This is a genomic window from Streptomyces sp. NPDC002306, from assembly GCF_053593435.1.
In genome coordinates this window covers 121,370-141,744 of record NZ_JBSFCK010000007.1, presented here as the reverse complement: position 1 = coordinate 141,744, position 20,375 = coordinate 121,370, and the positions used below count along the sequence as shown (strand labels likewise).

Sequence of the window (20,375 nt, the reverse complement as noted above, 5' to 3'; positions counted from 1 at the left end):
CGCAGGCCGCGCCGGGCCGCCCGGGCCGCCGCCGCCGAGCCGATCAGCGCGGGTCCGTCCTCCGGTGTGCGGCGGACGGCACGGTCACGATGAACTCGGGCACCGTCAGCGGAAGGCCTCGGCGTTGCGCTCCGCCCAGGCGGCGAAGGTGCCCGGGGCCCGGCCCAGGACGCGGGCGGCATCGGGGCCGGGCCGCCGCTCGGCGTCGGTCGGCTCGCCCAGGATGGCCAGAGTGCCCTCGACCACCGGCAGCGGCATGAACCGTGCCATCAGCTCGTGCGCCTGCGCCCGGGTCTGTTCGGTGAAGCGCACCGGTTCGCCCAGCGCGGCCGCGATCGCCGCCGCCCGCTCGCGCGGGGTGGTCGGCGCGGGGCCGGTCAGGGTGTAGGTGGCTCCGAGGTGGGTGTCCTGGCGCAGCGCGGCGGCGGCGACCGCGGCCACGTCGTCGGGGTCGACGAAGGGCAGGCCGACGTCACCGAACGGCGCCGCGGCCTCGCGCCGGGCGCGGATCGACTCGGCCCAGGCGAAGGCGTTGGTGGCCATCCCGCCCGATCTCAGGACCGTCCACTCGAGCCCGGACCCCCGCACGGCCCGCTCGAACCGGGCCGGGTGCCCGTACGCCTGCGGGCGGGTCCCCACCCCCTGGGAGGACAGCAGCACCACCCTGCGGATCCCAGCGGTCTTCGCCGCGTCCAGGACTCCGTCCGGGTCCTCGCCCGCCACCAGCAGGAACAGTGCCTCGGCGCCCTCGAACGCGGTCCGCAGCCCGGCCGGCTCGGCCAGGTCGGCGGCCACCGCCCGCACTCCGGGCGGCACGTCGGCGGCCGTGATGTGCCGGGCCACCGCCGTCACCGGCACACCGGCCTCGGTGAGCAGCCCCACCAGCGCCCGCCCTACGTTCCCGCTCGCACCCGTCACCACGAACATGTCGGTCTCCCCCACTCGTCCATCAGCACGTGCCCATTTCTTAGTCAGTCGGCTGACTAAGTCCGTCGAGTACGACGCTAGCACGGGACCATGGCCATCTGTCTATAGTCAGTCGGGTGACTGACTCAACGGATTCCCCGCGCCCCCGGACGCGAGCGGGCGGCAAGCGGCGGCAGCTGACGGCCGCCGCGGCCCGGGTCCTGCACGAGCAGGGCGTGGAACGGACGACCATCGCCGACATCGCCCGCGCCGCCGAGGTACCGACGGGCAACGTGTACTACTACTTCAAGACCAAGGACGAGCTGATCGAGGCCGCCCTCTCGGAGCACGCGAGCCATCTCAAGACCCTCACCGACCGGCTCGACCAGCTCCCCGACCCGCGCGAACGCCTCAAGGAGCTCATCGGCGCCTGGGTCGACGGCCGTGAGGTCGCGGCCCGTTACGGCTGCCCCACGGGCACCCTCGCCACCGAGCTCGACAAGCGGGCCGAGGGCGGCCTCGACGTCAGCGCGGGGCTGGTCATACGCAAGCTGCTGACCTGGGTCGAGGAGCAGTACCGCCGGCTCGGCGTGCCCGACCCCGAGGGCCACGCCCTGGCGCTCGTCGGCGCCTACCAGGGGATGTCCCTGCTCTCCAACGCCCTGCGCGACCCGGAGATCATGACCCGCGAGGGCGCCCGCCTCACCCGCGAACTCGACAGCCTGGTGTGAGCGGAGCGGAAGGCGGCGGAGGCCGCGTCGGACCGCCACCGTCTCCCGTCTCTCGGAAGGCAGCGGGTCCGCGTCAGACCGCCGTCATCTCCCAGAACAGCAGCTCCGCGCCCGTCGTCCCCACCGCCTCCAGATCCTTCGCGTCCGTGATCCGCGCCGCGTCGCCCACCGCCAACTCCACGCCGTCCAGACACACTTCGCCGCGCACGACATGGACGTACACATAGGACGCGTCCGGTACGGCCGTCCGCTCCCCGGCGCCCAGGCGCCGTACGTGCAGCATCGCGCCCGCCCGCGGGACGGCGTAGGGGGTGGAGTCGGCGATGCCCCGGACGATCTCGTAGGAGGGCTCGCCGCCGGGGTCGCGCGGGGCCAGCCACATCTGGACGAAGGTCAGGGGTGTCCCGGCGTCGTTGCGCTCCACGTGCCGGACGCCGGCCGCCGCGCTCAGCCGCTGCACGTCCCCGGGGCGGACCACCGTCTCGTGGCCCGCGGAGTCGCGGTGGGTCAGCTCGCCCTCGGCCACCCACGTCACGATCTCCGTGTGGCTGTGCGGATGTTCGTCGAAGCCGGCGCCCGGGACGAGACGCTCCTCGTTGCAGGCGATCACCGCGCCGAACCGGAGGTTGTCGGGGTCGTAGTGCGGGCCGAAGGAGAAGGCGTGCCGGGAGTCGATCCCGGCCTCCGGGTCCCCTCCGCGATAGCGCTCACCGGCGCGCCGTACGTCCATCACGCCCACCACCGTAGACCCGCGCGGGACCCGCCGAGGACGGACCGTCGACCCGGCGACGCACGCGCGCGTCCCGATAAGGCAGTCTTGTCCCGTGCCCGAACCCGAAGCCAGCAAGCCCAGAATCGCAGCGCGCGACCTCCACCAGCACGCCGCGACCCTGAAGCGGCTGGAGAAGTCCGCCGGGACTCTCGCCGTCCATGCCATCGCGCGGATGGACGAGACGCTGCCCTGGTACCGGGCGATGCCCCCGGAGAACCGTTCCTGGATCGGACTCGTCGCGCAGGCGGGTATCGCCGCCTTCACCGAGTGGTTCCGGCACCCCGACGCCCCGCAGGCCATCTCCACCGATGTGTTCGGCACCGCGCCGCGCGAGCTGACCAGGGCCATCACCCTGCGGCAGACCGTCGAGATGGTGCGCACCACCATCGAGGTCATGGAGAGCGCGATCGACGAGGTCGCCGCCCCGGGCGACGAGAGCGTGCTGCGCGAGGCCCTGCTCGTCTACGCCCGCGAGATCGCCTTCGCCACCGCCCAGGTCTACGCGCAGGCCGCCGAGGCACGCGGTGCCTGGGACGCGCGGCTGGAGTCGCTCGTCGTCAACGCCGTACTCAGCGGGGAGGCCGACGAGGGCGCGGTGAGCCGGGCCGCGGCGCTCGGGTGGAGCGCGCCCGACCATGTGTGCGTCGTGTTGGGGACGGCACCCGACGGTGACTCGGAACTGACCGTGGAGGCCATCCGGCGGGCCGCCCGGCACGCCAAGCTCCAGGTGCTCACGGGGGTGCTGGGCAGCCGGCTCGTGGTGATCGCGGGCGGCAGCGACAACCCCCTGGCGGTGGCCAGGTCGCTGATCGGGCCGTTCGCGCAGGGGCCGGTCGTGGCCGGTCCCGTCGTACCGGATCTGCTGGCCGGGACCCGGTCCGCGCAGGCCGCCGCGGCGGGACTGAAGGCGTGTTCCGCCTGGCAGGACGCCCCGCGCCCGGTACTGGCGGACGATCTGCTGCCGGAGCGCGCGATCGCCGGTGATCCTGGTGCGCGCGAGCAGTTGGTGGAGGAGATCTACAGACCGCTGGAGGAGGCCGGCTCCGCGCTGCTGGAGACGCTCAGCGTCTATCTGGAACAGGCGAGCAGTCTGGAAGGCGCCGCCCGGATGCTGTTCGTTCACCCCAATACCGTGCGCTACCGGCTTCGACGTGTGACAGACGTCACCGGCTGGTCGCCCTCCGATGTACGATCCGCCTTCACATTGCGGATCGCGCTCATCCTGGGGCGTCTGGCCGATGGAGATCTCCAGACCTAGCTTTTTGTCGGGGGCCCACAAAACCCCCCTCTGTTCTTCGTCCCTGTCCCCACGGGCGGCCGTGGCCGTCCCCAAGAGAGAGTGTGAGAGTGCTCGTACTCGTCGCTCCCGGCCAGGGCGCTCAGACGCCCGGCTTCCTGACTCCCTGGCTCGAACTGCCCGGTGCCGCCGACCGCCTCGCCGCGTGGTCGGACGCCATCGGGCTCGATCTCGTCCACCACGGCACGCAGGCCGACGCGGACGCGATCCGGGACACGGCTGTCGCGCAGCCGCTCCTCGTCGCGGCCGGACTGCTGTCCGCCTCGGCACTCGGTGACATCGCCGATCTCGCGCCCGGCGCGGTCGCGGGCCACAGCGTCGGCGAGATCACCGCCGCCGCCTTCGCGGGCGTCCTCGACGACTCCGCCGCGCTGTCCCTCGTGCGCAAGCGCGGTCTGGCCATGGCCGAGGCCGCCGCGATCACCGAGACCGGGATGTCGGCGCTGCTCGGCGGCGACCCCGAGGTGACCCTGCCGCACCTGGAGAAGCTGGGCCTGACCCCGGCCAACGTCAACGGCGCGGGCCAGATCGTGGCCGCGGGCACGCTGGAGCAGCTCGCCGAGCTGGAGGCGGACAAGCCCGAGGGTGTGCGCCGGGTCGTCGCGCTGAAGGTGGCCGGCGCCTTCCACACGCACCACATGGGCCCGGCGGTCCAGAAGCTGGCCGCGGCCGCCGAGCAGCTCGTGCCGGCCGACCCCGCGGTCACCTACGTCTCCAACAAGGACGGGCGGACCGTCGCCACCGGTGACGAGGTCGTCGCCCGGCTGGTCGGCCAGGTCGCCAACCCGGTCCGCTGGGACCTGTGCATGGAGACCTTCAAGGAGCTCGGCGTGACGGCGCTGATCGAGGTGTGCCCCGGTGGCACGCTGACCGGTCTCGCCAAGCGTGCGCTGCCCGGCGTCAGGACGCTGGCCCTGAAGACCCCCGACGACCTCGACGCGGCTCGCGAGCTCATCGCCGAGCACGCGCGTGCCTGACGCCATAAGGAGCCGACCGATCATGCCGAAGATCAAGCCCAGCAAGGGCGCCCCGTACGCGCGCATCCTCGGCGTGGGCGGTTACCGGCCCACCCGGGTCGTGCCGAACGAGGTGATCCTCGAGACGATCGACTCGTCCGACGAGTGGATCCGCTCGCGCTCGGGCATCGAGACGCGGCACTGGGCGAACGACGAGGAGAGCGTCGCCGCGATGTCCCTGGAGGCGTCCGGCAAGGCGATCGCCGACGCCGGGATCACCGCCTCGCAGATCGGCGCCGTGGTCGTCTCCACCGTGTCGCACTTCAAGCAGACCCCGGCCGTCGCCACCGAGATCGCGTACAAGCTCGGCACCGACAAGGCCGCCGCCTTCGACATCTCGGCCGGCTGCGCGGGCTTCGGTTACGGCCTGACCCTCGCCAAGGGCATGATCGTCGAGGGTTCCGCGGAGTACGTCCTCGTCATCGGCGTCGAGCGGCTGTCCGACCTGACCGACCTGGAGGACCGGGCCACGGCCTTCCTGTTCGGCGACGGCGCGGGCGCGGTCGTCGTGGGCCCCTCCCAGGAGCCGGCCATCGGCCCGACGGTCTGGGGCTCGGAGGGCGACAAGTCGGAGACCATCAAGCAGACCGTGCCGTGGACGGACTACCGCGACGGTGAGGTCGAGAAGTTCCCCGCGATCACCCAGGAAGGCCAGGCGGTGTTCCGCTGGGCCGTGTTCGAGATGGCCAAGGTGGCCCAGCAGGCGCTGGAAGCGGCCGGCATCACCTCGGACGAACTGGACGTCTTCATCCCGCACCAGGCGAACGAGCGGATCATCGACTCGATGGTGAAGACACTCAAGCTGCCGGAGACGGTCACCGTCGCCCGTGACGTGCGCACCACCGGCAACACCTCGGCCGCCTCGATCCCGCTCGCGATGGAGCGGCTTCTGGCGACCGGCGAGGCGAAGAGCGGCGACACCGCGCTCGTCATCGGCTTCGGGGCGGGTCTCGTGTACGCCGCGACGGTCGTTACCCTCCCCTAGGCACTCCGTGCCGGATCATGCGTCCGGTACGGGAAACGCAACACCCGCCGCGCACGCGGTGGGCGCCCCACCCTCTGGAACACTACGAAGGAGCGCCGACATGGCCGCCACTCAGGAAGAGATCGTCGCCGGTCTCGCGGAGATCGTGAACGAGATCGCCGGGATCCCGGTTGAGGACGTCCAGCTGGACAAGTCCTTCACCGACGACCTGGACGTCGACTCGCTGTCCATGGTCGAGGTCGTCGTCGCCGCCGAAGAGCGCTTCGACGTCAAGATCCCGGACGAGGACGTCAAGAACCTCAAGACCGTCGGCGACGCGACCGACTACATCCTCAAGCACCAGGCCTGAGCCATCCGCTAGGCCAGGACGCTGCAAGCCCCGCCACCCGGCGGTGGCGCCGTTCCCCGCGTCAGCGGGGAAGGTCCTCCTCGTATCCGTTGGAGAAAGAATTCCCGTGAGCCCGACCAATCGCACCGTGGTCGTCACCGGTATCGGCGCAACTACACCGCTGGGTGGCGACGCAGCCTCTACCTGGGAAGGCCTGATCGCCGGTCGTTCCGGTGTCAAGCCCCTGGAGCAGGAGTGGGCGGCCGACCAGGCCGTCCGTATCGCGGCCCCGGTCGCCGTGGAGCCGAGCGAGGTCATCCCGCGGCCGCAGGCCCGCCGTCTCGACCGTTCCGCCCAGTTCGCCCTGATCGCGGCCCAGGAGGCCTGGGCCGACGCCGGCTTCACCGCGCGTGCGGGTGAGGACGGCTCGGTCGACCCCGACCGGCTCGGCACCGTCATCGCCTCCGGCATCGGCGGTGTGACGACCCTGCTGGACCAGTACGACGTGCTCAAGGAGAAGGGCGTCCGCCGCGTCTCCCCGCACACCGTCCCCATGCTGATGCCGAACGGCCCGTCCGCCAACGTGGGTCTGCTCGTGGGCGCCCGCGCGGGTGTGCACACGCCGGTCTCCGCCTGCGCGTCGGGTGCCGAGGCCATCGGCTACGCCATCGAGATGATCCGTACCGGGCGTGCCGACGTCGTCGTCGCCGGTGGCACGGAGGCGGCGATCCACCCGCTGCCCATCGCCGCGTTCGGCAACATGATGGCGATGTCCAAGAACAACGACGACCCGCAGGGTGCCTCGCGTCCCTACGACGTCGCCCGCGACGGCTTCGTCCTCGGTGAGGGCGCCGGCGTGATCGTCCTGGAGTCCGCCGAGCACGCCGCCAAGCGCGGCGCCCGCGTCTACGCGGAGGCGGTCGGCCAGGGCATCTCCGCCGACGGCCACGACATCGTGCAGCCGGAGCCGGAGGGCCGCGGCATCTCGCACGCGCTCCAGCACCTGCTGGACAGCACCGACCTGGACCCGGCGGAGATCGTGCACGTCAACGCGCACGCCACCTCCACCCCGGCCGGTGACATCGCCGAACTGAAGGCGCTGCGCAAGGTCTTCGGCGACGACGCCGACCACATGGCGGTCTCCGCGACCAAGTCGATGACCGGCCACCTGCTCGGTGGCGCGGGCGGTGTCGAGTCGGTCGCGACCGTCCTCGCCCTGTACCACCGGATCGCCCCGCCGACCATCAACGTGGAGAACCTCGACCCGGAGGCGGAGGCCAACGCCGACGTCGTCCGCGGCGAGGCGCGCAAGCTGCCCGTCGACGGCCGGATCGCGGCGCTGAACGACTCGTTCGGCTTCGGCGGCCACAACGTGGTGCTGGCCTTCCGCACGGTCTGAGCGCCCCTTCCGCGCCGGACATCCCGGCGGCCCGTCTCCTCGCTCCGGCGCTGGGAGGCGGGCCGCGGTGCGTTCCGGGCCCGCTGACGACACCGGGCCCGGATCTCCCGGCGCCGCGCCGGAAGCCCGTCAGGGGCGGGTTCCCGCGATCGGGCAGAAGGTCGCCGTGCGGCGCGCGGTGGGTGAGCCCTGGCGGTGTCGGCGGGACGGCACGTGAGCCGGGGCGGTGTCGGCGGGACGGCACGTGAGCCGGGGCGGTGTGGACGGCGCGATGTGTGAACCGACGCGGTGTGGGCCGCGCGATGCGTGACCCGGGGCGATGAGGAGCCGAGCCACAGACGTGCCGCGCGGTGCGTGAGCCGCACGACAGGCGGCCCGCATGACAGGTGTGGCGCACGACAGGCGTGGCGCACCGCAGGCGGTCCGCGTGGTCGGTGGGACGCCGGGCGGGGTCAGACCACCTGGTGCAGCCAGCGCACCGGGGCGCCCTCGCCCGCGTAGCGGAACGGCTCCAGTTCGTCGTCCCAGGGCTTGCCCAGCAGCTTGGCGAGTTCGGCCTCCAGGTCGGTCTCGCCGCGCTGCGAGCGCTGGAGGGCGGCGCGCAGCCGGTCCTCGGGGATGAGGATGTCGCCGTGCATGCCGGTGACGGCGTGGTAGATGCCGAGGTCGGGGGTGCAGCTGTAGCGCTCGCCCTCGGCGGTGGGGCAGGGCTCGGCGGTGACCTCGAAGCGCAGCAGGTGCCAGCCGCGCAGCGCGGAGGCGAGCTTGGAGGCGGTGCCGACCTCGCCCCGCCAGGAGAACTCCGAGCGCCAGGTACCGGGCGCGGCGGGCTGCCGGATCCAGTCGAGGTTCACGCGCGTGCCGAGCACCCCGGCGACGGCCCACTCGACATGCGGGCACAGCGCGCGCGGCGCGGAGTGCACGTACAGAACTCCACGTGTCGTCACCGGGACCTCCGGGCAGAGCGGGACATCTTGCTACTGGGGCCATGCACAGTGACGCGTGGCCACCTTGATGGCGAGGCTACCGTGCGGCGGCGCAAGGAGTGTGACGTACCGTCGGTCCCAGTGCCCGGAAACGCCCGCCATTCACCCAGGGGGACGCTTGTACGGGGTGTGCCGTTGCACCGGGGCGGGGCGGGAACCCTCAGACGTTGTCATGGAGGGGGAAGGCCTGCCGGACGACCGAGGGGATCAGCAGGGGATGCGGAAGCGAAGCCGCCGTGCGCGAGCCGTCGTCGCCGTCGTGGCGGCGGCCGTTCTGGGGGCCGCCGGGTGTGACGTGATCGGCGACTCACCGGGCCCGGGGGGCCCGCAGTCCGGGGCGAAGCCGTCGCCCACTCCGCTCTGGGACCGCAGCCCGGACTCGGTCGCGGCGGTCGGCGACTCGATCACCCGCGGTTTCGACGCCTGCGCGATCCTGTCGGACTGCCCGGAGGTGTCCTGGGCGACGGGCAGCTCGGCGGAGGTCAACAGTCTCGCGGTGCGGCTGCTGGGCCGGACGGACGCGGCCGAGCACAGCTGGAACTACGCGGTGACGGGCGCCCGGATGGCCGACCTGCCCGCGCAGGTCGGACGGGCGGCGGCGCGGCGGCCGCAGCTGGTGACGGTGATGGTGGGGGCCAACGACGCCTGCCGGTCCTCGACCGCGGACATGACGCCCGTCGCCGGCTTCCGGGCGGACTTCGAGAAGTCGCTGCGCACCCTGCGCGCGGAACTGCCGAAGACGCAGGTGTACGTGTCGAGCGTGCCGAACCTGAAGCGGCTGTGGTCGCAGGGGCGCGGCAACCCGCTGGGCAAGCAGGTGTGGAAACTGGGGATCTGCCCGTCGATGCTGGGGGACGCGGACGCCCTGGACACGGCGGCCACGACGCGGCGCGACACGGTGCAGGACCGGGTGGAGGCGTACAACCAGGTGCTGAAGGAGGTGTGCGCGAAGGACCGGCGGTGCCGCTTCGACGGGGACGCGGTGTTCGACTACCGCTTCGGCACGGATCAGTTGAGCCACTGGGACTGGTTCCATCCGAGTACGGACGGTCAGGCGCGGCTCGCGGAGATCGCCTACCGCGCCGTCACCGCGCGGGAGCCGTGACCTAGGGTTTCCCCCATGAGTGAACTTTTCGGCACACTTCCCGACGGCACCGCGGTTCACCGGTGGACCCTGGAGCGGGCCGGCGTGCGGGTCCGGATCCTGTCGTACGGCGGGATCGTGCAGTCGCTGGAGGTTCCCGACCGCGACGGCCGGTCCGGGAACGTGGTGCTGGGGTTCGCCGGCCTGGACGGCTACCTGACCCACACGGGACCGTACTTCGGCGCGCTGATCGGCCGGTACGCCAACCGGATCGCGGGCGGCCGTTTCCCGCTCGGGGAGCTCACCTACGCGTTGGTCCCCAACACCCCGCCGAACTCGCTGCACGGCGGTGAGCGCGGTTTCGACAAGCGGGTGTGGGACGTGACGCCGGTCGAGCACGGGCTGCGCCTGCACCGGGTCAGCCCGCACGGCGAGGAGGGTTTCCCCGGCCGGCTGGAGGTCTCGGCGACGTACACGCTGGACGCGGCCGGGGCGCTGCGGATCGCGTACGAGGCGACGACGGACGCGCCGACGGTCGTCAACCTCACCAACCACAGCTATTTCGACCTGGGCGGGGCCGGCGGCGCCGGCGGCCACGAGCTGCGGCTGGCCGCCTCGCGCTACACGCCGGTCGACGCGGACCTGATCCCGACCGGCGCGCTGGAGGACGTGACGGGCACCCGCTTCGACTTCCGGGCCGCCCGCAAGGTGGGCTCCGGCTACGACCACAACTTCGTGCTCGACAAGGGCGTCACGCGGGCTCCCGAGGAGGTCGCCGAGCTGCACGACCCGGCGTCCGGGCGGGTGCTGACGGTGGCGACGACCGAGCCGGGCATCCAGGTGTACACGGCGGAGCACCTCGACGAGCCGTTCGCGCCCGGCGACGGGATCGCGCTGGAGACGCAGCACTTCCCGGACTCGCCGAACCGTCCGCACTTCCCGACCACGCAGTTGCGGCCGGGCGCGGTGTTCCGGTCGGCGACGGTGTACGCGTTCTCCACCCGCTGACCGGTCCGGCGCGCGGGGCCGGGAGAGAGCTGAGCCCCGGTCCGGAGGTCAGGTCACCGGACCGGGGCTGCTCTGGGGGCGCGCAGGCCCTGGTCAGACGTTAATCGTCGTGGTGAGTCCGCGGTCGGCGATCGAGCGGCCGAGGCGAAGTTCGTACGAACCCTTCACAAAGGTCCACGCGGCCGCCTTCTCGTCCCACATCTCGAAGGCGCGGCGTGGCAGCTCGACCGTGACCTCGACGGTCTCGCCCGGTGCGGCCTCGACGCCGGCGAAACCGGCCAGCCAGCGGGCGGGCCGGGCCGCGTCGGGCTCGCCCGGCGCCAGGTACAGCTGCACGACCTCGCGTCCGTGGCGCTCGCCGGAGTTGCGGACGCGGGCCGTCGCGGTGGTGCCGTCGACCTCGATCGACTCGTACGTCCATTCGGTGTAGCCGAGGCCGTGGCCGAAGGGGTACGACGGGGTGCGGCCGGCCCTGTCCCAGGCGCGGTAGCCGATGAACACGCCCTCGGTGTAGGGCAGCTCGCCGTCCGCCGGGGCGACCTGGGTGACCGGCGCGTCGGCGAGCGAGCCCCAGGTCGTGGGCAGCCGGCCGCCGGGCTCGTGCGCGCCGGTGAGCACGTCGGCGAGGGCGGCGCCGCCCTCCTGGCCCGGGAACCAGCTGAGCAGGACCGCGGCGACGTCGTCGCGCCAGGGCAGCTCGACCGGGGAGCCGGAGTTGACGACCACGACGGTGTGGGGGTTGGCGGCGGCGACCGCGCGCACCAGGTCGTCCTGGTGGCCGGGCAGGCGCAGGTCCTTGCGGTCGAAGCCCTCGGACTCGACGCGCTCGGTGGTGGCGACCACGACGACGGCGGTGTCGGCGGCCCGCGCGGCCTCGACGGCCTCGGCGATCAGTTCGTCGGCGGGGCGCTGGGGTGCCTGGTGGGCGAGGGCGAAGGCGACGGCTTTGAGCGGGATGCCCTCGGGGAGCGCGAAGACGTAGGTGAGGGAGATCTCGACGGGTTCCCCCGCGGTCAGTTCGACCTCGGCGTGGGCGGTCGGGGAGCCGAAGACGGCCTCGAAGTGGTCGCCGTCCTCGGCGGGGGGCTGGATGTCGTCGAAGTACGTGGTGGCGCCGACGGTGAGCGTGTAGGCGCCGGTGCCCTTGATGCCGAAGACGTGCGGGCCGCTGTCGCGCGGGGTGAAGGTGCCGGTCAGCTCGATGCTGTGGAGCGTGTCGTGGGTGACGCCCTCGGGGAGGTCCGACCCCATCCACTGGATCTGGCCGCTCGGCGCGGAGCGGGTGCCGAGGACGGCGCCGCCGGCGTCGCGGCAGATCGCGCGCAGTACGAAGCCCTTGTCGGCGATGGCGAGTTCGGTGGCCGGGTCGGCGCCGACGGCGTAGCTGAGGCTGCCGTCGGGGAGGGCGGCGGTGAGGCCGTCGAGGGGCGAGACGATCCGGGCCGGGAAGACGGTGGCGGACCCGCCGCCGAGGACGCGGGCGTCGCGGGCGGCGGCGCCGATCAGCGCGACCGTGCCGCCCGGCTTCAGGGGCAGCGCGTCGTTCTCGTTGCGTACGAGGACGAAGGCGCGGCGGGCGATCTCGCGGGCGAGGGCCTCGCCGTCGACCGGCGGCGGCAGTTCGGTGACGGCGGGTTCGGCGCCCGCCAGGGCCCCGACGCGGGCGGCGAGCCGCAGCACGTTCCGTACCGCCGCGTCGACCGCGCTCTCGTCGACCGTGCCGTCGCGCACGGCCCGGGCGAGGGCGTCGCCGTACACCGTCTGCGGGCCGGGCATGGCGACGTCGAGGCCGCCGGCGATAGCCGCGACGGTGTCGCGGGCGGCCGTCCAGTCGGAGACGTTGAAGCCGTCGAAGCCCCATTCGCCGCGCAGGACCTCGCCCACGAGGTGGTGGTGCTCGGTCATCGTCGTGCCGTTGACCGTGTTGTAGGCGGTCATGATGCCCCAGGGGTGGGCGTTCTCGACGATGGCCTCGAAGGGGGCCAGGTAGAGCTCGCGCAGGGCGCGTTCGCCGACCAGGTTGTTCACGGTGAAGCGGTCGGTCTCGGCATCGTTGGCGACGAAGTGCTTGACGGTGGTGCCGACTCCGCCGGACTGGACGCCGTCCACATAACCCGTGCCGATCCGCCCGGTCAGGTACGGGTCCTCGCTGTAGGCCTCGAAGTGGCGGCCGCCGAGCGGGGAGCGGTGCAGGTTGACCGTGGGGGCGAGCAGGACGTGGACCCCCTTGCGGCGGGCCTCCTGGGCGAGGAGCACGCCGGCGCGGCGGGCGAGTTCCGGGTCCCAGGTGGCGGCGAGGGCGGTCGGGGACGGCAGGGCGACGGACGGGTCGTCGGCGGTCCAGCGCACGCCCCGGACGCCGATCGGGCCGTCGGACATCACCAGGGACTTCAGGCCGATCTCCGGCAGGGCGGGCAGGGACCACATGTCCTGGCCGGCCAGCAGTCGGGCCTTGGCGTCGGGAGCGAGCTTGCCGAGGGCGGCCTCGACGACCGCCTCACGGGCCGCGTCGGCCGGGGTGGGGTGGGCGCCGGTTCCGGGTCCCGGGGTTCCCGCCATGGCAGTGCCTCCTCATCGAGTCCGTACAGGGTGTCCCCCATCGTGCACCGGCTACCTGTAATGCGGTAGGTTTCGTGATATCGCTGTTACATTCGCCGGAGTCGCATGGCTTACGGTGACGTCATGAACGCCAGGATCAGGAGCGAGGAGCGGCGCGCCGAGATCGTCCGGGCGGCCCTGGAGGTGATCGCCGAGCGCGGCTACCGGGGCGCGAGCCTGGCCGCGGTGGCGGAGCGGGTGGGCCTGACCCAGCAGGGCCTGCTGCACCACTTCCCGACGAAGGAGGCACTGCTGGTCGCCGTGCTCAAGGAGCGGGACCAGTGGGACGCCGTGCCCGACAGCCGGTGGCGCATCGACCTGCTCGCCTCGCTGGTCGAGTACAACGCGATGCGGCCCGCCATCATCCAGACCTTCTCCGCGCTGCTGGGCGAGAGCGTCACCGAGGGGCATCCGGCGCGCGAGTACTTCACCGAGCGCTACCAGCGGGTGCGCGCGAGCATGGCGGCGGTGCTGCGCACCGAGTACGGCGACCGGCTGCCGAACGGCCTCACCCCGGAGCGGACCGCTCCGCTGCTGGTCGCGGTGATGGACGGCCTCCAGTACCAGTGGCTGCTGGACCCGGAGGCGGTGGACATGCCCGGCGCGTTCCGGGACTTCCTGGCGCTGCTCGGCGAGAACTGACCGCTCCCCCGCCCGCCCGGGCCGCGCACCATGGCGTGCGCCACCGTGGTCACGCGATACTTCCGTCGTCCCGCCCTGCACGCTCCCCACAGCGACGGAAGGACCTGAACTCCCTTGGCCTCTCTACGTGTACGGATCGGCCTGCTCGGGCTGACCCTGCTCGCCGGACTCTCCGTCCCGCTCCCCGCGGCCGCCGTCGGCGCGGCGCCCGCACCGACCGTCGAGGAGCAGCGGCTCGCCGGGGCCGTCCCCCAGGAGATCCTCCGCCGGTCCGGATTCGACGCCGTGGCACCCGGGTTCACCCGGCGGCTGGCGGCCGCGCACTCCTACGCGCAGGCCCGCCGGATCGTGTCGGCGCAGGGTTCGGCGCTGTGGCGGCGCGCCGTGGACCGGGTACAGGGGCGGGGCCCCGCGGGCGGTGACCTGAGCCGGGACGACGACCGGCCGCTGTACTGGGCGCGGCTGGGCATGACCCGGGAAGTACGGCTGTGGAAACCGGAGTTCGGTGTGAGCGTCCGGCAACGCGCGGCGCTGCTGGACGCGTTGGAGCGGACCTCGCGCGGCCAGACCGACATCCGCTTTCCCGGGCACCCGCACGCGGGCCGGGAGGGGGTCCGGCGGATCCTCGTCACCGGCTTCGACCCGTTCACGCTGGACCGGGACATCCGGATCTCCAACCCGTCGGGGGCCGGCGCGCTCGCCCTCGACGGCACGGTGATCGAGACGGCCCGGGGCCTTGCCCGCGTCGAGGCCGCCGTGTTCCCGGTGCGCTGGCAGGACTTCGCCGACCGCACGGTGGAGCGGGCGCTGCGGCCGTACCTGCCGCGGGTCGACCTGTTCACGACCGTGAGCCAGGGCCGGGTGGGGCGCTTCGACGTGGAACGGACCAACGGGGCCTGGCGGGGCGGCTTCCCGGACAACGAGAACGTCTCGCGCACCGAGACCGTCCCCGTCACCGACCCGGCCTCGCAGCCGCAGTGGACGACCACGACCCTGCCGTACGCGGCGATCGTCGCGGCGGACACCGGGCGCTTCCCGGTGTACGACCACACGAGCGTGACCGAGATCCCGGCGGGCGGCACCGCCCCCGTGGTACGGCCGGACGGGCCGAGCCCCGGGTCGACGGCCCGCGCCGGGGGCGGCGGCGACTACCTCTCCAACGAGATCGCCTACCGCGTGACGCTGCTGCGGGACCGGCTGGGTCTGCACGACGCGCTGCCGGGCGGGCATGTGCACACGCCGGTGCTCCAGTTCGGGACGGGGAACACGGATCCGGCGACCGGGACGGTCACGGACGCCGAGTTCGTGCGCAACCGGCTGGACATCGTGGCGCAGGTGCGCGCGATCCTCGCGGTGGCGGCCGACGCCACCCCGGTCACCCGGTGACGCTCTCCTCGTCCGCCTCTTCTTCACGGGCCTTACCGTCGGCGATCTCCTCGCCCCGCAGGTCGCGGGCGAGGAGGGTCGCGCCCGCGACCGCGCCCGGCATCAGGAACACCGCGACGAACGGGACCAGGAAGGCCAGGCCCAGCGGGGTGCCGAAACCCCAGACCAGGTTCTTGCGGGAGCGGAGCAGGGCGAGGCGCGCACGCAGGTCGACACCGCGGCGCTGAAGGGCGACGGCGACGAGTTCCTCGGTGAGGAAGAAGCCGGTGACGAAGAAGCCGATCACCGGGACGACCGTCTGGCCGACGACGGGCAGGAAGCCGAGGGCGAAGAGCAGGATGCCCCAGCCCAGGGCGCGGACGACGATGCGCAGGCTGTCGCGCCCCGAGATCCACAGCTCGTGCCAGAGCGGCCGGCCCGACTCGGGCGCGGTGCCGTCGGGCGAGACGTCCCGGTCGACCTTCTCGGAGAGGTTCTCGTAGAAGGGCTGGCCGACCAGGAGCGTGACCGCGGTGAAGGTGATGACCGCCAGGAGGAGGCCCAGGGCGAACAGCACGGCCGTGAGGAAGCCGCGGAACAGGCCCTGCCAGGGGCTCGACCAGTCGTCCGCGAACGGGGTCGACCAGGAGACGAAGTCCTCGCCCCACAGTGCCAGGCACACCAGCGCCGCCGCGTACAGGACGAGGGTGACCAGGCCGGGCAGCAGGCCGAAGCCGTACTGCTTCCCGTGCCGCGCCACCCAGCGCTGGCCCTTCAGGAGATAGCTGAAACCGACCCCGAGATCACGCATGGCCGAACTCTATCGGGTGAATTCCCGCCACCTTCCGCCACGCCCGCTCTCTGCGTGCCCCGGTTCTCCCCGGACCCGGCACCGGGTCCCCTCGGCTCCGGCTCCGCGCGCCTCTCACACCGGGGTGACCGCCACGACGACCCCCGGCTCCGCCGCCGGCGACACCGCGGCCGGCACCCGGAGCGGTGCCCGGACGGGTTCGCTCACCGGGTGGACGGCCGGCGGCGCCCCGCTCGTGCCGAGCCGCCGGGTGAGGGTGTCGACGATCCGGTGGAAGGCCTCCGCCTGGGGGACGCACCGGCCCGCGAGCTCGGCCGTGGTCCGGCGCAGCACCCGTAGCGGCTCGCCGCCCGAACCGTCGCCGGGATCCGACGTGTTCGGCGCGATCTGGGTGATGTTCCCTGCCGTGTCGAGAAGTTGCCGGTGGGCTCGGTCGTGCCGCGCGCCATCCGCAGCATCTCGTCCCCGGCTGGGGAGCGAAGGCATCGTCGCCATGGGCTGTCCTCGCCTCATGCTCACCCGATGTGTTCCGCATGCCCCCTTCGGGCGCCGGACGTACGCCATCCGGGGCATCGGTGACACCAACCCCTCCCTGGTGCTGTTGAGTCGAACGGGTACACCTCGCCGTACCGATCTCAGGAAGCCCGGAGGAGGTACGCGTGCGCACCACGAGAACCGCCCCTGCGAGAACCGTTCCGATCGCCGCCCTCGCCCTCGCCTCGGCGAGCTCACTCCTGCTCACCCCTCACCCCGCGACCGGCGCCGAGCCCGACCCCGTCACCCGGGAGGGCGCCGGACCGGACCGGAGCGGCGGCGCCCGGTTCCCGGCGAGCGCCGCCCGGCGGGCCCTCACCGCTCCCGTCACCGACCTGTCCGCCGCCGACGACTCCCGCGGCTACCCCCGGCAGCAGGTCCTCTCCCCCGACCCGGCGAACCCGGCCGACAAGTCGCTGCGGCTCGGTCTCACGCCGTACCACGCCATCGCCCCGAAGCTGAACGCCCTCCAGGCCCTCGGCGACCGGGTGAGCGTCGAGGTCACCGGGCGCTCGGCGGGCGGCCACCGGCTCTACCTGGTGACCGTCACCGGCCCGGAGAGCGTCCGCCGGACCGGGACCCAGAAGCGGATGCGCGAGCTGATCGAGAACGCGCCCGGCAGCGCCGCCGGATCGGCCGAGATCAGGTCGGACTACAAGACCCCCGTCTTCGTCGACAACAACATCCACGGCGACGAGTGGGAGGGGACCGACGCCTCCCTGAAGCTCATCGAACGGCTGGCCACCGCCGACGACGCCGGGACCGCGGACCTCCTCGCCCACACCCGCCTCTACTTCAACATCACCGCGAACCCGGACGGCCGTATCGCCGGCACCCGGGGGAACGCCAACGGTTTCGACCTCAACCGCGACTTCGTCACCGCCTCGCAGCCCGAGGTGCGGGCGATGCGGCAGATCGCGATCGACAAGCAGCCGGCCGTCATGCTCGACCTGCACGGCTACGTCAACGGCACCCTCATCGAGCCGACGACCCCGCCGCACGGCGAGAACTACGAGTACGACCTGTTCCTGAAGAACACCTACGCCAACGCCCTCGGCATGGAAGCGGCCGTCGACGGGCTCCGCTACACCCCGGCGAAGGACGGCGTACAGCGTGCCCGGATCCCGTTCCGCGACCAGCGGGAGGGCTGGGACGACTGGCCCCCGGTCTTCACCCCGCAGTACGCGGCCTTCCACGGCGCGGTCGCCGCGCACACCGTCGAGATCCCCATGACGGTCGACGGCTCGGCCTACACCAGCCTGCCGGAGAGCGAGCTGCGGCGCCGGTCCGCCATCAACGTCGAGGTCGCGGGCGCGGCGATCCGCGCGACGCTGGACTTCGTGCGGGCGCACCGCGCCTCCCTCGTCGCCGACCAGATCGAGGTGTTCCGGCGGGGCGCGACCGGCGCCGCGCAGGTCGCGGTGTCGGCGGCGACCGTGCCGGGAGTACCCGGCATCGGGCCCGAGGACGTCTCCACGACCGTCTTCCCGCGCGCCTACGTCATCCCGGCGGGCGGCGGGGCGCAGCGCTCGGCCACGGCCGCCGCCCGTCTCGTCGACCACCTGATCGCCAACGACGTCCGGGTCACCCGCGCCACCGACGCCTTCCGGCTCGGCGGCCGGACGTACGCGGCGGGTTCGTACGTCGTCGACATGCGCCAGCCCAAGCGGGGCCTGGCGAACGTGCTGCTGGCCGACGGGCGGGACATCAGCGGCCGGGTGTCGGTGATGTACGACATCTCGGGCTGGAGCCTGGGCCGGCTGTGGGGCGCCACGGTCCTCCCGGTGCCGGCCGACGCCGCGGGCGGCATGCCGGGCCGTCCGGTCGCGGCCGCCGCGCCTGTCGGGTTCGTCGCCCCGCGTGGCGCCCTGCGGCTGCGCCTGGACGACCCGGGCGGGATCGCCGCGCTCAACTCGCTCCTGCGGCAGGGGGTCGCCGTACGGCGGGCCGCGGACGGCAGCGCGATCGTGCCGGGGTCGGCCCGCGCCCTCGCCGCGCAGGCGGCACGGACGTACGACGTCGCCTTCGACGCGACGACCCTGACCGGCACGGCCCCGCTGCACCGCGTCCGGGTCGCCGCGGCCGTCACCGCCGGCGAGCTCCTCGCCCTGCGCGAGATGGACTTCGAGGTCGTACCCGTCTCGGCGGACGTCCTCGACGCGGGCTTCGACTGGTCGGCGGCGGACGTGCTGTTCGTGTCGACGGGGCTGGACCACGGCGAGCTCACCCCGGCCGCCCGCACCGCCCTGGACGCCTTCCTGGCCGGGCACGGACTCGTCGGACGCGGGGCGGCGGGGGCGGCGCTCGCTGTCGGCGCCGGGCTGCTCGCGGCCCGGCCCGTCGAGGGCGACGGGGACGCCAACGGCGTGGTGCGGGTGGTGAACTCGGGCCCGCTCACCGCGAGCGCGCCCGACCACGCCTTCGTCTACGCGCCCGTGTGGTTCACCGGCCTCGGGCCCGGCGTACGGGTGGAGCAGTCGTACGCCCCCGGCGACCCGCTCGTCTCCGGCCACTGGCGGCCGTCGGCGGACGGGTCGGGCGGGCCCGCCGCGGCGGCCGGCCAGGCCTCGGTCGTGAGCGGCCCGCACGCTGTCCTGTTCGGTACCGAGCCGCTCTTCCGAGACCACCCGAAAGGGGAGTTCCCCCAGCTCGGACGGGCATTGATCACCATGGCGCACGCGCACGCAGCGGCTGAAGTTGAGGAGAGCGGATGACGCAGGAGATCCACGGCACCGTCGCGGACGGTTTCGAGGCGGTGCGGGAGGAGTTCACGGCGTTCGTGGCCGAGGAACGAGCTGACTACGAGGGGCAGTTGACCGCGTACGTGCATGGACGGCGGGTCGTCGACCTGTGGGCCGGCGCCGACGCCGACTCCCTCTTCGGCGTGTACTCCTCGACCAAGGGGGCCGCCCATCTCGTCGTGGCGCTCCTCGTGCAGGAGGGCACCCTCGAACTGGACCGGAAAGTCACCTACTACTGGCCGGAGTTCGGTTCCGAGGGCAAGGGATCGCTGACCCTGCGGGACCTGCTCGCGCACCGGGCCGGCCTGGTCGGCACGGACACCGGCTTCAGCCTCGCCGAGCTCGCCGACGACCGGCTGATCGCCGAACGGCTCGCCGATCAGCGGCCGTTCTGGCGGCCGGGCACGGCCTTCGGCTACCACGCGCTGGTCATCGGCGCCCTCTCGGGCGAGGTCGTACGGCGGGCCACCGGCCGTACGCTCCAGGAGGTGTACGAGGAGCGGGTACGCGTCCCGTACGGGCTGGACTTCTTCCTGGGCCTGCCCGCCGCCCACGAGCCGCGCCGGCGCGACACGCAGCCGATGGTCCCGACCGCCGGGCAGCGGGCACTGCTCGACGCGCTGCCCCGGGGGCCGCACACGCTGGCGTCGGTCGCCTTCAACACCCACACGGCGCAGCCGGCCGACCTCGCCCTGCTGCCGAACGAGCTCGTGATCCGCGCCAAGGGCCCGGCCTCGGTCGGCGGGGTCGCCTCGGCGCGCGGGCTGGCCGGGATGTACGCGGCGGCGATCAGCGAGATCGACGGGAAGGCGCCGCTGCTGAAGGAGGACACGGCGGCGGAGTTCGGCCAGATCCACTCCGTGGGGTACGACCTGGTGGCCCGCGCCCACAAGTCGTACGGGCTGGGGTTCCAGGCCACCGCGGACACCTGGCACCCGTTCCTGGGCGCGGGCGCGTTCGGGCACAGCGGGGCGGGCGGCAGCCAGGCCTTCGCGGACCCGCGCAGCGGGCTGGCCTACGGCTACACGCGGCGCCGCAACGCCTTCCCGGGCGGGGCCGCGCCGGAGAACGACCGGCTGGCGGCGGCCGCGCACCGGGCGGCGCTGCGCGCCTGAGCACGGACCCGCGCCGAAGGCCGCACCCCGGTCCGGGGTGCGGCCTTCGGCGCGGGA

Annotated in this window: 18 protein-coding genes; 12 read left to right on the top strand and 6 right to left on the bottom strand. The window is 73.2% G+C overall.

Annotated features, from left to right (window positions below; genetic code table 11):
• Nucleotides 1-105: 105 nt before the first annotated feature.
• On the bottom strand, nucleotides 106-927 hold the full coding sequence (locus ACWCQK_RS16450) for an SDR family oxidoreductase (RefSeq protein ID WP_451155827.1): 822 nt from the start codon (nucleotides 925-927) through the stop codon (nucleotides 106-108).
• A 116-nt stretch (nucleotides 928-1,043) separates the two neighbouring features.
• Between ACWCQK_RS16450 and ACWCQK_RS16445 the strand changes: the two genes are divergently transcribed.
• A complete protein-coding gene (locus ACWCQK_RS16445) occupies nucleotides 1,044-1,637 on the top strand; it encodes a TetR/AcrR family transcriptional regulator (protein WP_451155826.1) in 594 nt (197 codons plus the stop codon).
• A gap of 73 nt (nucleotides 1,638-1,710) precedes the next feature.
• Here ACWCQK_RS16445 and ACWCQK_RS16440 read toward each other — a convergent pair whose 3' ends face one another.
• Nucleotides 1,711-2,367 carry a pirin family protein gene (locus ACWCQK_RS16440; RefSeq protein ID WP_451156029.1) on the bottom strand — a complete coding sequence of 219 codons (657 nt, stop codon included), beginning with the start codon at nucleotides 2,365-2,367 and terminating at the stop codon, nucleotides 1,711-1,713.
• Nucleotides 2,368-2,461: 94 nt separating this feature from the next.
• On the opposite strand from ACWCQK_RS16440, the gene ACWCQK_RS16435 reads away from it, so the two are divergent.
• From ACWCQK_RS16435 to ACWCQK_RS16415, 5 genes are all read left to right on the top strand, one after another.
• On the top strand, nucleotides 2,462-3,667 hold the full coding sequence (locus ACWCQK_RS16435) for a PucR family transcriptional regulator (protein WP_451155825.1): 1,206 nt from the start codon (nucleotides 2,462-2,464) through the stop codon (nucleotides 3,665-3,667).
• 89 nt (nucleotides 3,668-3,756) lie between these two features.
• Nucleotides 3,757-4,683, top strand: coding sequence for an ACP S-malonyltransferase (locus ACWCQK_RS16430; protein WP_451155824.1), 927 nt, complete (start codon nucleotides 3,757-3,759; stop codon nucleotides 4,681-4,683).
• Between the two features lie 22 nt (nucleotides 4,684-4,705).
• On the top strand, nucleotides 4,706-5,707 hold the full coding sequence (locus tag ACWCQK_RS16425) for a beta-ketoacyl-ACP synthase 3 (protein ID WP_451155823.1): 1,002 nt from the start codon (nucleotides 4,706-4,708) through the stop codon (nucleotides 5,705-5,707).
• Between the two features lie 100 nt (nucleotides 5,708-5,807).
• Nucleotides 5,808-6,056 carry an acyl carrier protein gene (locus tag ACWCQK_RS16420; protein WP_030341284.1) on the top strand — a complete coding sequence of 83 codons (249 nt, stop codon included), beginning with the start codon at nucleotides 5,808-5,810 and terminating at the stop codon, nucleotides 6,054-6,056.
• A gap of 106 nt (nucleotides 6,057-6,162) precedes the next feature.
• Nucleotides 6,163-7,434 carry a beta-ketoacyl-[acyl-carrier-protein] synthase family protein gene (locus ACWCQK_RS16415; protein ID WP_451155822.1) on the top strand — a complete coding sequence of 424 codons (1,272 nt, stop codon included), beginning with the start codon at nucleotides 6,163-6,165 and terminating at the stop codon, nucleotides 7,432-7,434.
• Nucleotides 7,435-7,886: 452 nt separating this feature from the next.
• Here ACWCQK_RS16415 and ACWCQK_RS16410 read toward each other — a convergent pair whose 3' ends face one another.
• A complete protein-coding gene (locus ACWCQK_RS16410) occupies nucleotides 7,887-8,381 on the bottom strand; it encodes a DUF3145 domain-containing protein (protein ID WP_451155821.1) in 495 nt (164 codons plus the stop codon).
• Nucleotides 8,382-8,637: 256 nt separating this feature from the next.
• Between ACWCQK_RS16410 and ACWCQK_RS16405 the strand changes: the two genes are divergently transcribed.
• Together ACWCQK_RS16405 and ACWCQK_RS16400 are read left to right on the top strand one after the other, a co-directional pair.
• Nucleotides 8,638-9,525: an SGNH/GDSL hydrolase family protein gene (locus ACWCQK_RS16405; RefSeq protein ID WP_451155820.1), complete on the top strand. Its 888-nt coding sequence runs from the start codon at nucleotides 8,638-8,640 to the stop codon at nucleotides 9,523-9,525.
• Between the two features lie 15 nt (nucleotides 9,526-9,540).
• Entirely contained in the window at nucleotides 9,541-10,512 is a 972-nt protein-coding gene (locus ACWCQK_RS16400) for an aldose epimerase family protein (protein WP_451155819.1), read from the top strand.
• A gap of 93 nt (nucleotides 10,513-10,605) precedes the next feature.
• Here the strand turns inward: ACWCQK_RS16400 and ACWCQK_RS16395 are convergent, their stop codons facing one another.
• Nucleotides 10,606-13,071 (bottom strand): beta-glucosidase, encoded by a 2,466-nt coding sequence (locus ACWCQK_RS16395; protein WP_451155818.1) that lies wholly within the window; start codon nucleotides 13,069-13,071, stop codon nucleotides 10,606-10,608.
• A gap of 105 nt (nucleotides 13,072-13,176) precedes the next feature.
• Here ACWCQK_RS16395 and ACWCQK_RS16390 point away from each other — a divergent pair, with 105 nt between their 5' ends.
• Nucleotides 13,177-13,752 (top strand): TetR/AcrR family transcriptional regulator, encoded by a 576-nt coding sequence (locus tag ACWCQK_RS16390; RefSeq protein ID WP_451155817.1) that lies wholly within the window; start codon nucleotides 13,177-13,179, stop codon nucleotides 13,750-13,752.
• Between the two features lie 114 nt (nucleotides 13,753-13,866).
• A complete protein-coding gene (locus tag ACWCQK_RS16385; RefSeq protein ID WP_451155816.1) occupies nucleotides 13,867-15,138 on the top strand; it encodes a pyroglutamyl peptidase in 1,272 nt (423 codons plus the stop codon).
• Here ACWCQK_RS16385 and ACWCQK_RS16380 read toward each other — a convergent pair.
• Nucleotides 15,128-15,928: an EI24 domain-containing protein gene (locus ACWCQK_RS16380; protein ID WP_451155815.1), complete on the bottom strand. Its 801-nt coding sequence runs from the start codon at nucleotides 15,926-15,928 to the stop codon at nucleotides 15,128-15,130. The genes ACWCQK_RS16385 and ACWCQK_RS16380 overlap by 11 nt on opposite strands.
• A gap of 114 nt (nucleotides 15,929-16,042) precedes the next feature.
• Complete coding sequence (locus ACWCQK_RS16375; protein WP_451155814.1) at nucleotides 16,043-16,423, bottom strand: hypothetical protein; 381 nt, start codon at nucleotides 16,421-16,423, stop codon at nucleotides 16,043-16,045.
• A gap of 164 nt (nucleotides 16,424-16,587) precedes the next feature.
• On the opposite strand from ACWCQK_RS16375, the gene ACWCQK_RS16370 reads away from it, so the two are divergent.
• A complete protein-coding gene (locus tag ACWCQK_RS16370; RefSeq protein ID WP_451155813.1) occupies nucleotides 16,588-19,176 on the top strand; it encodes a M14 family zinc carboxypeptidase in 2,589 nt (862 codons plus the stop codon).
• The gene (locus ACWCQK_RS16365) at nucleotides 19,173-20,318 is read left to right on the top strand and encodes a serine hydrolase domain-containing protein (protein WP_451155812.1); all 1,146 of its coding nucleotides are present in this window, start codon (nucleotides 19,173-19,175) and stop codon (nucleotides 20,316-20,318) included. The genes ACWCQK_RS16370 and ACWCQK_RS16365 overlap by 4 nt, the downstream gene beginning before the upstream one ends.
• Nucleotides 20,319-20,375 lie beyond the last annotated feature (57 nt).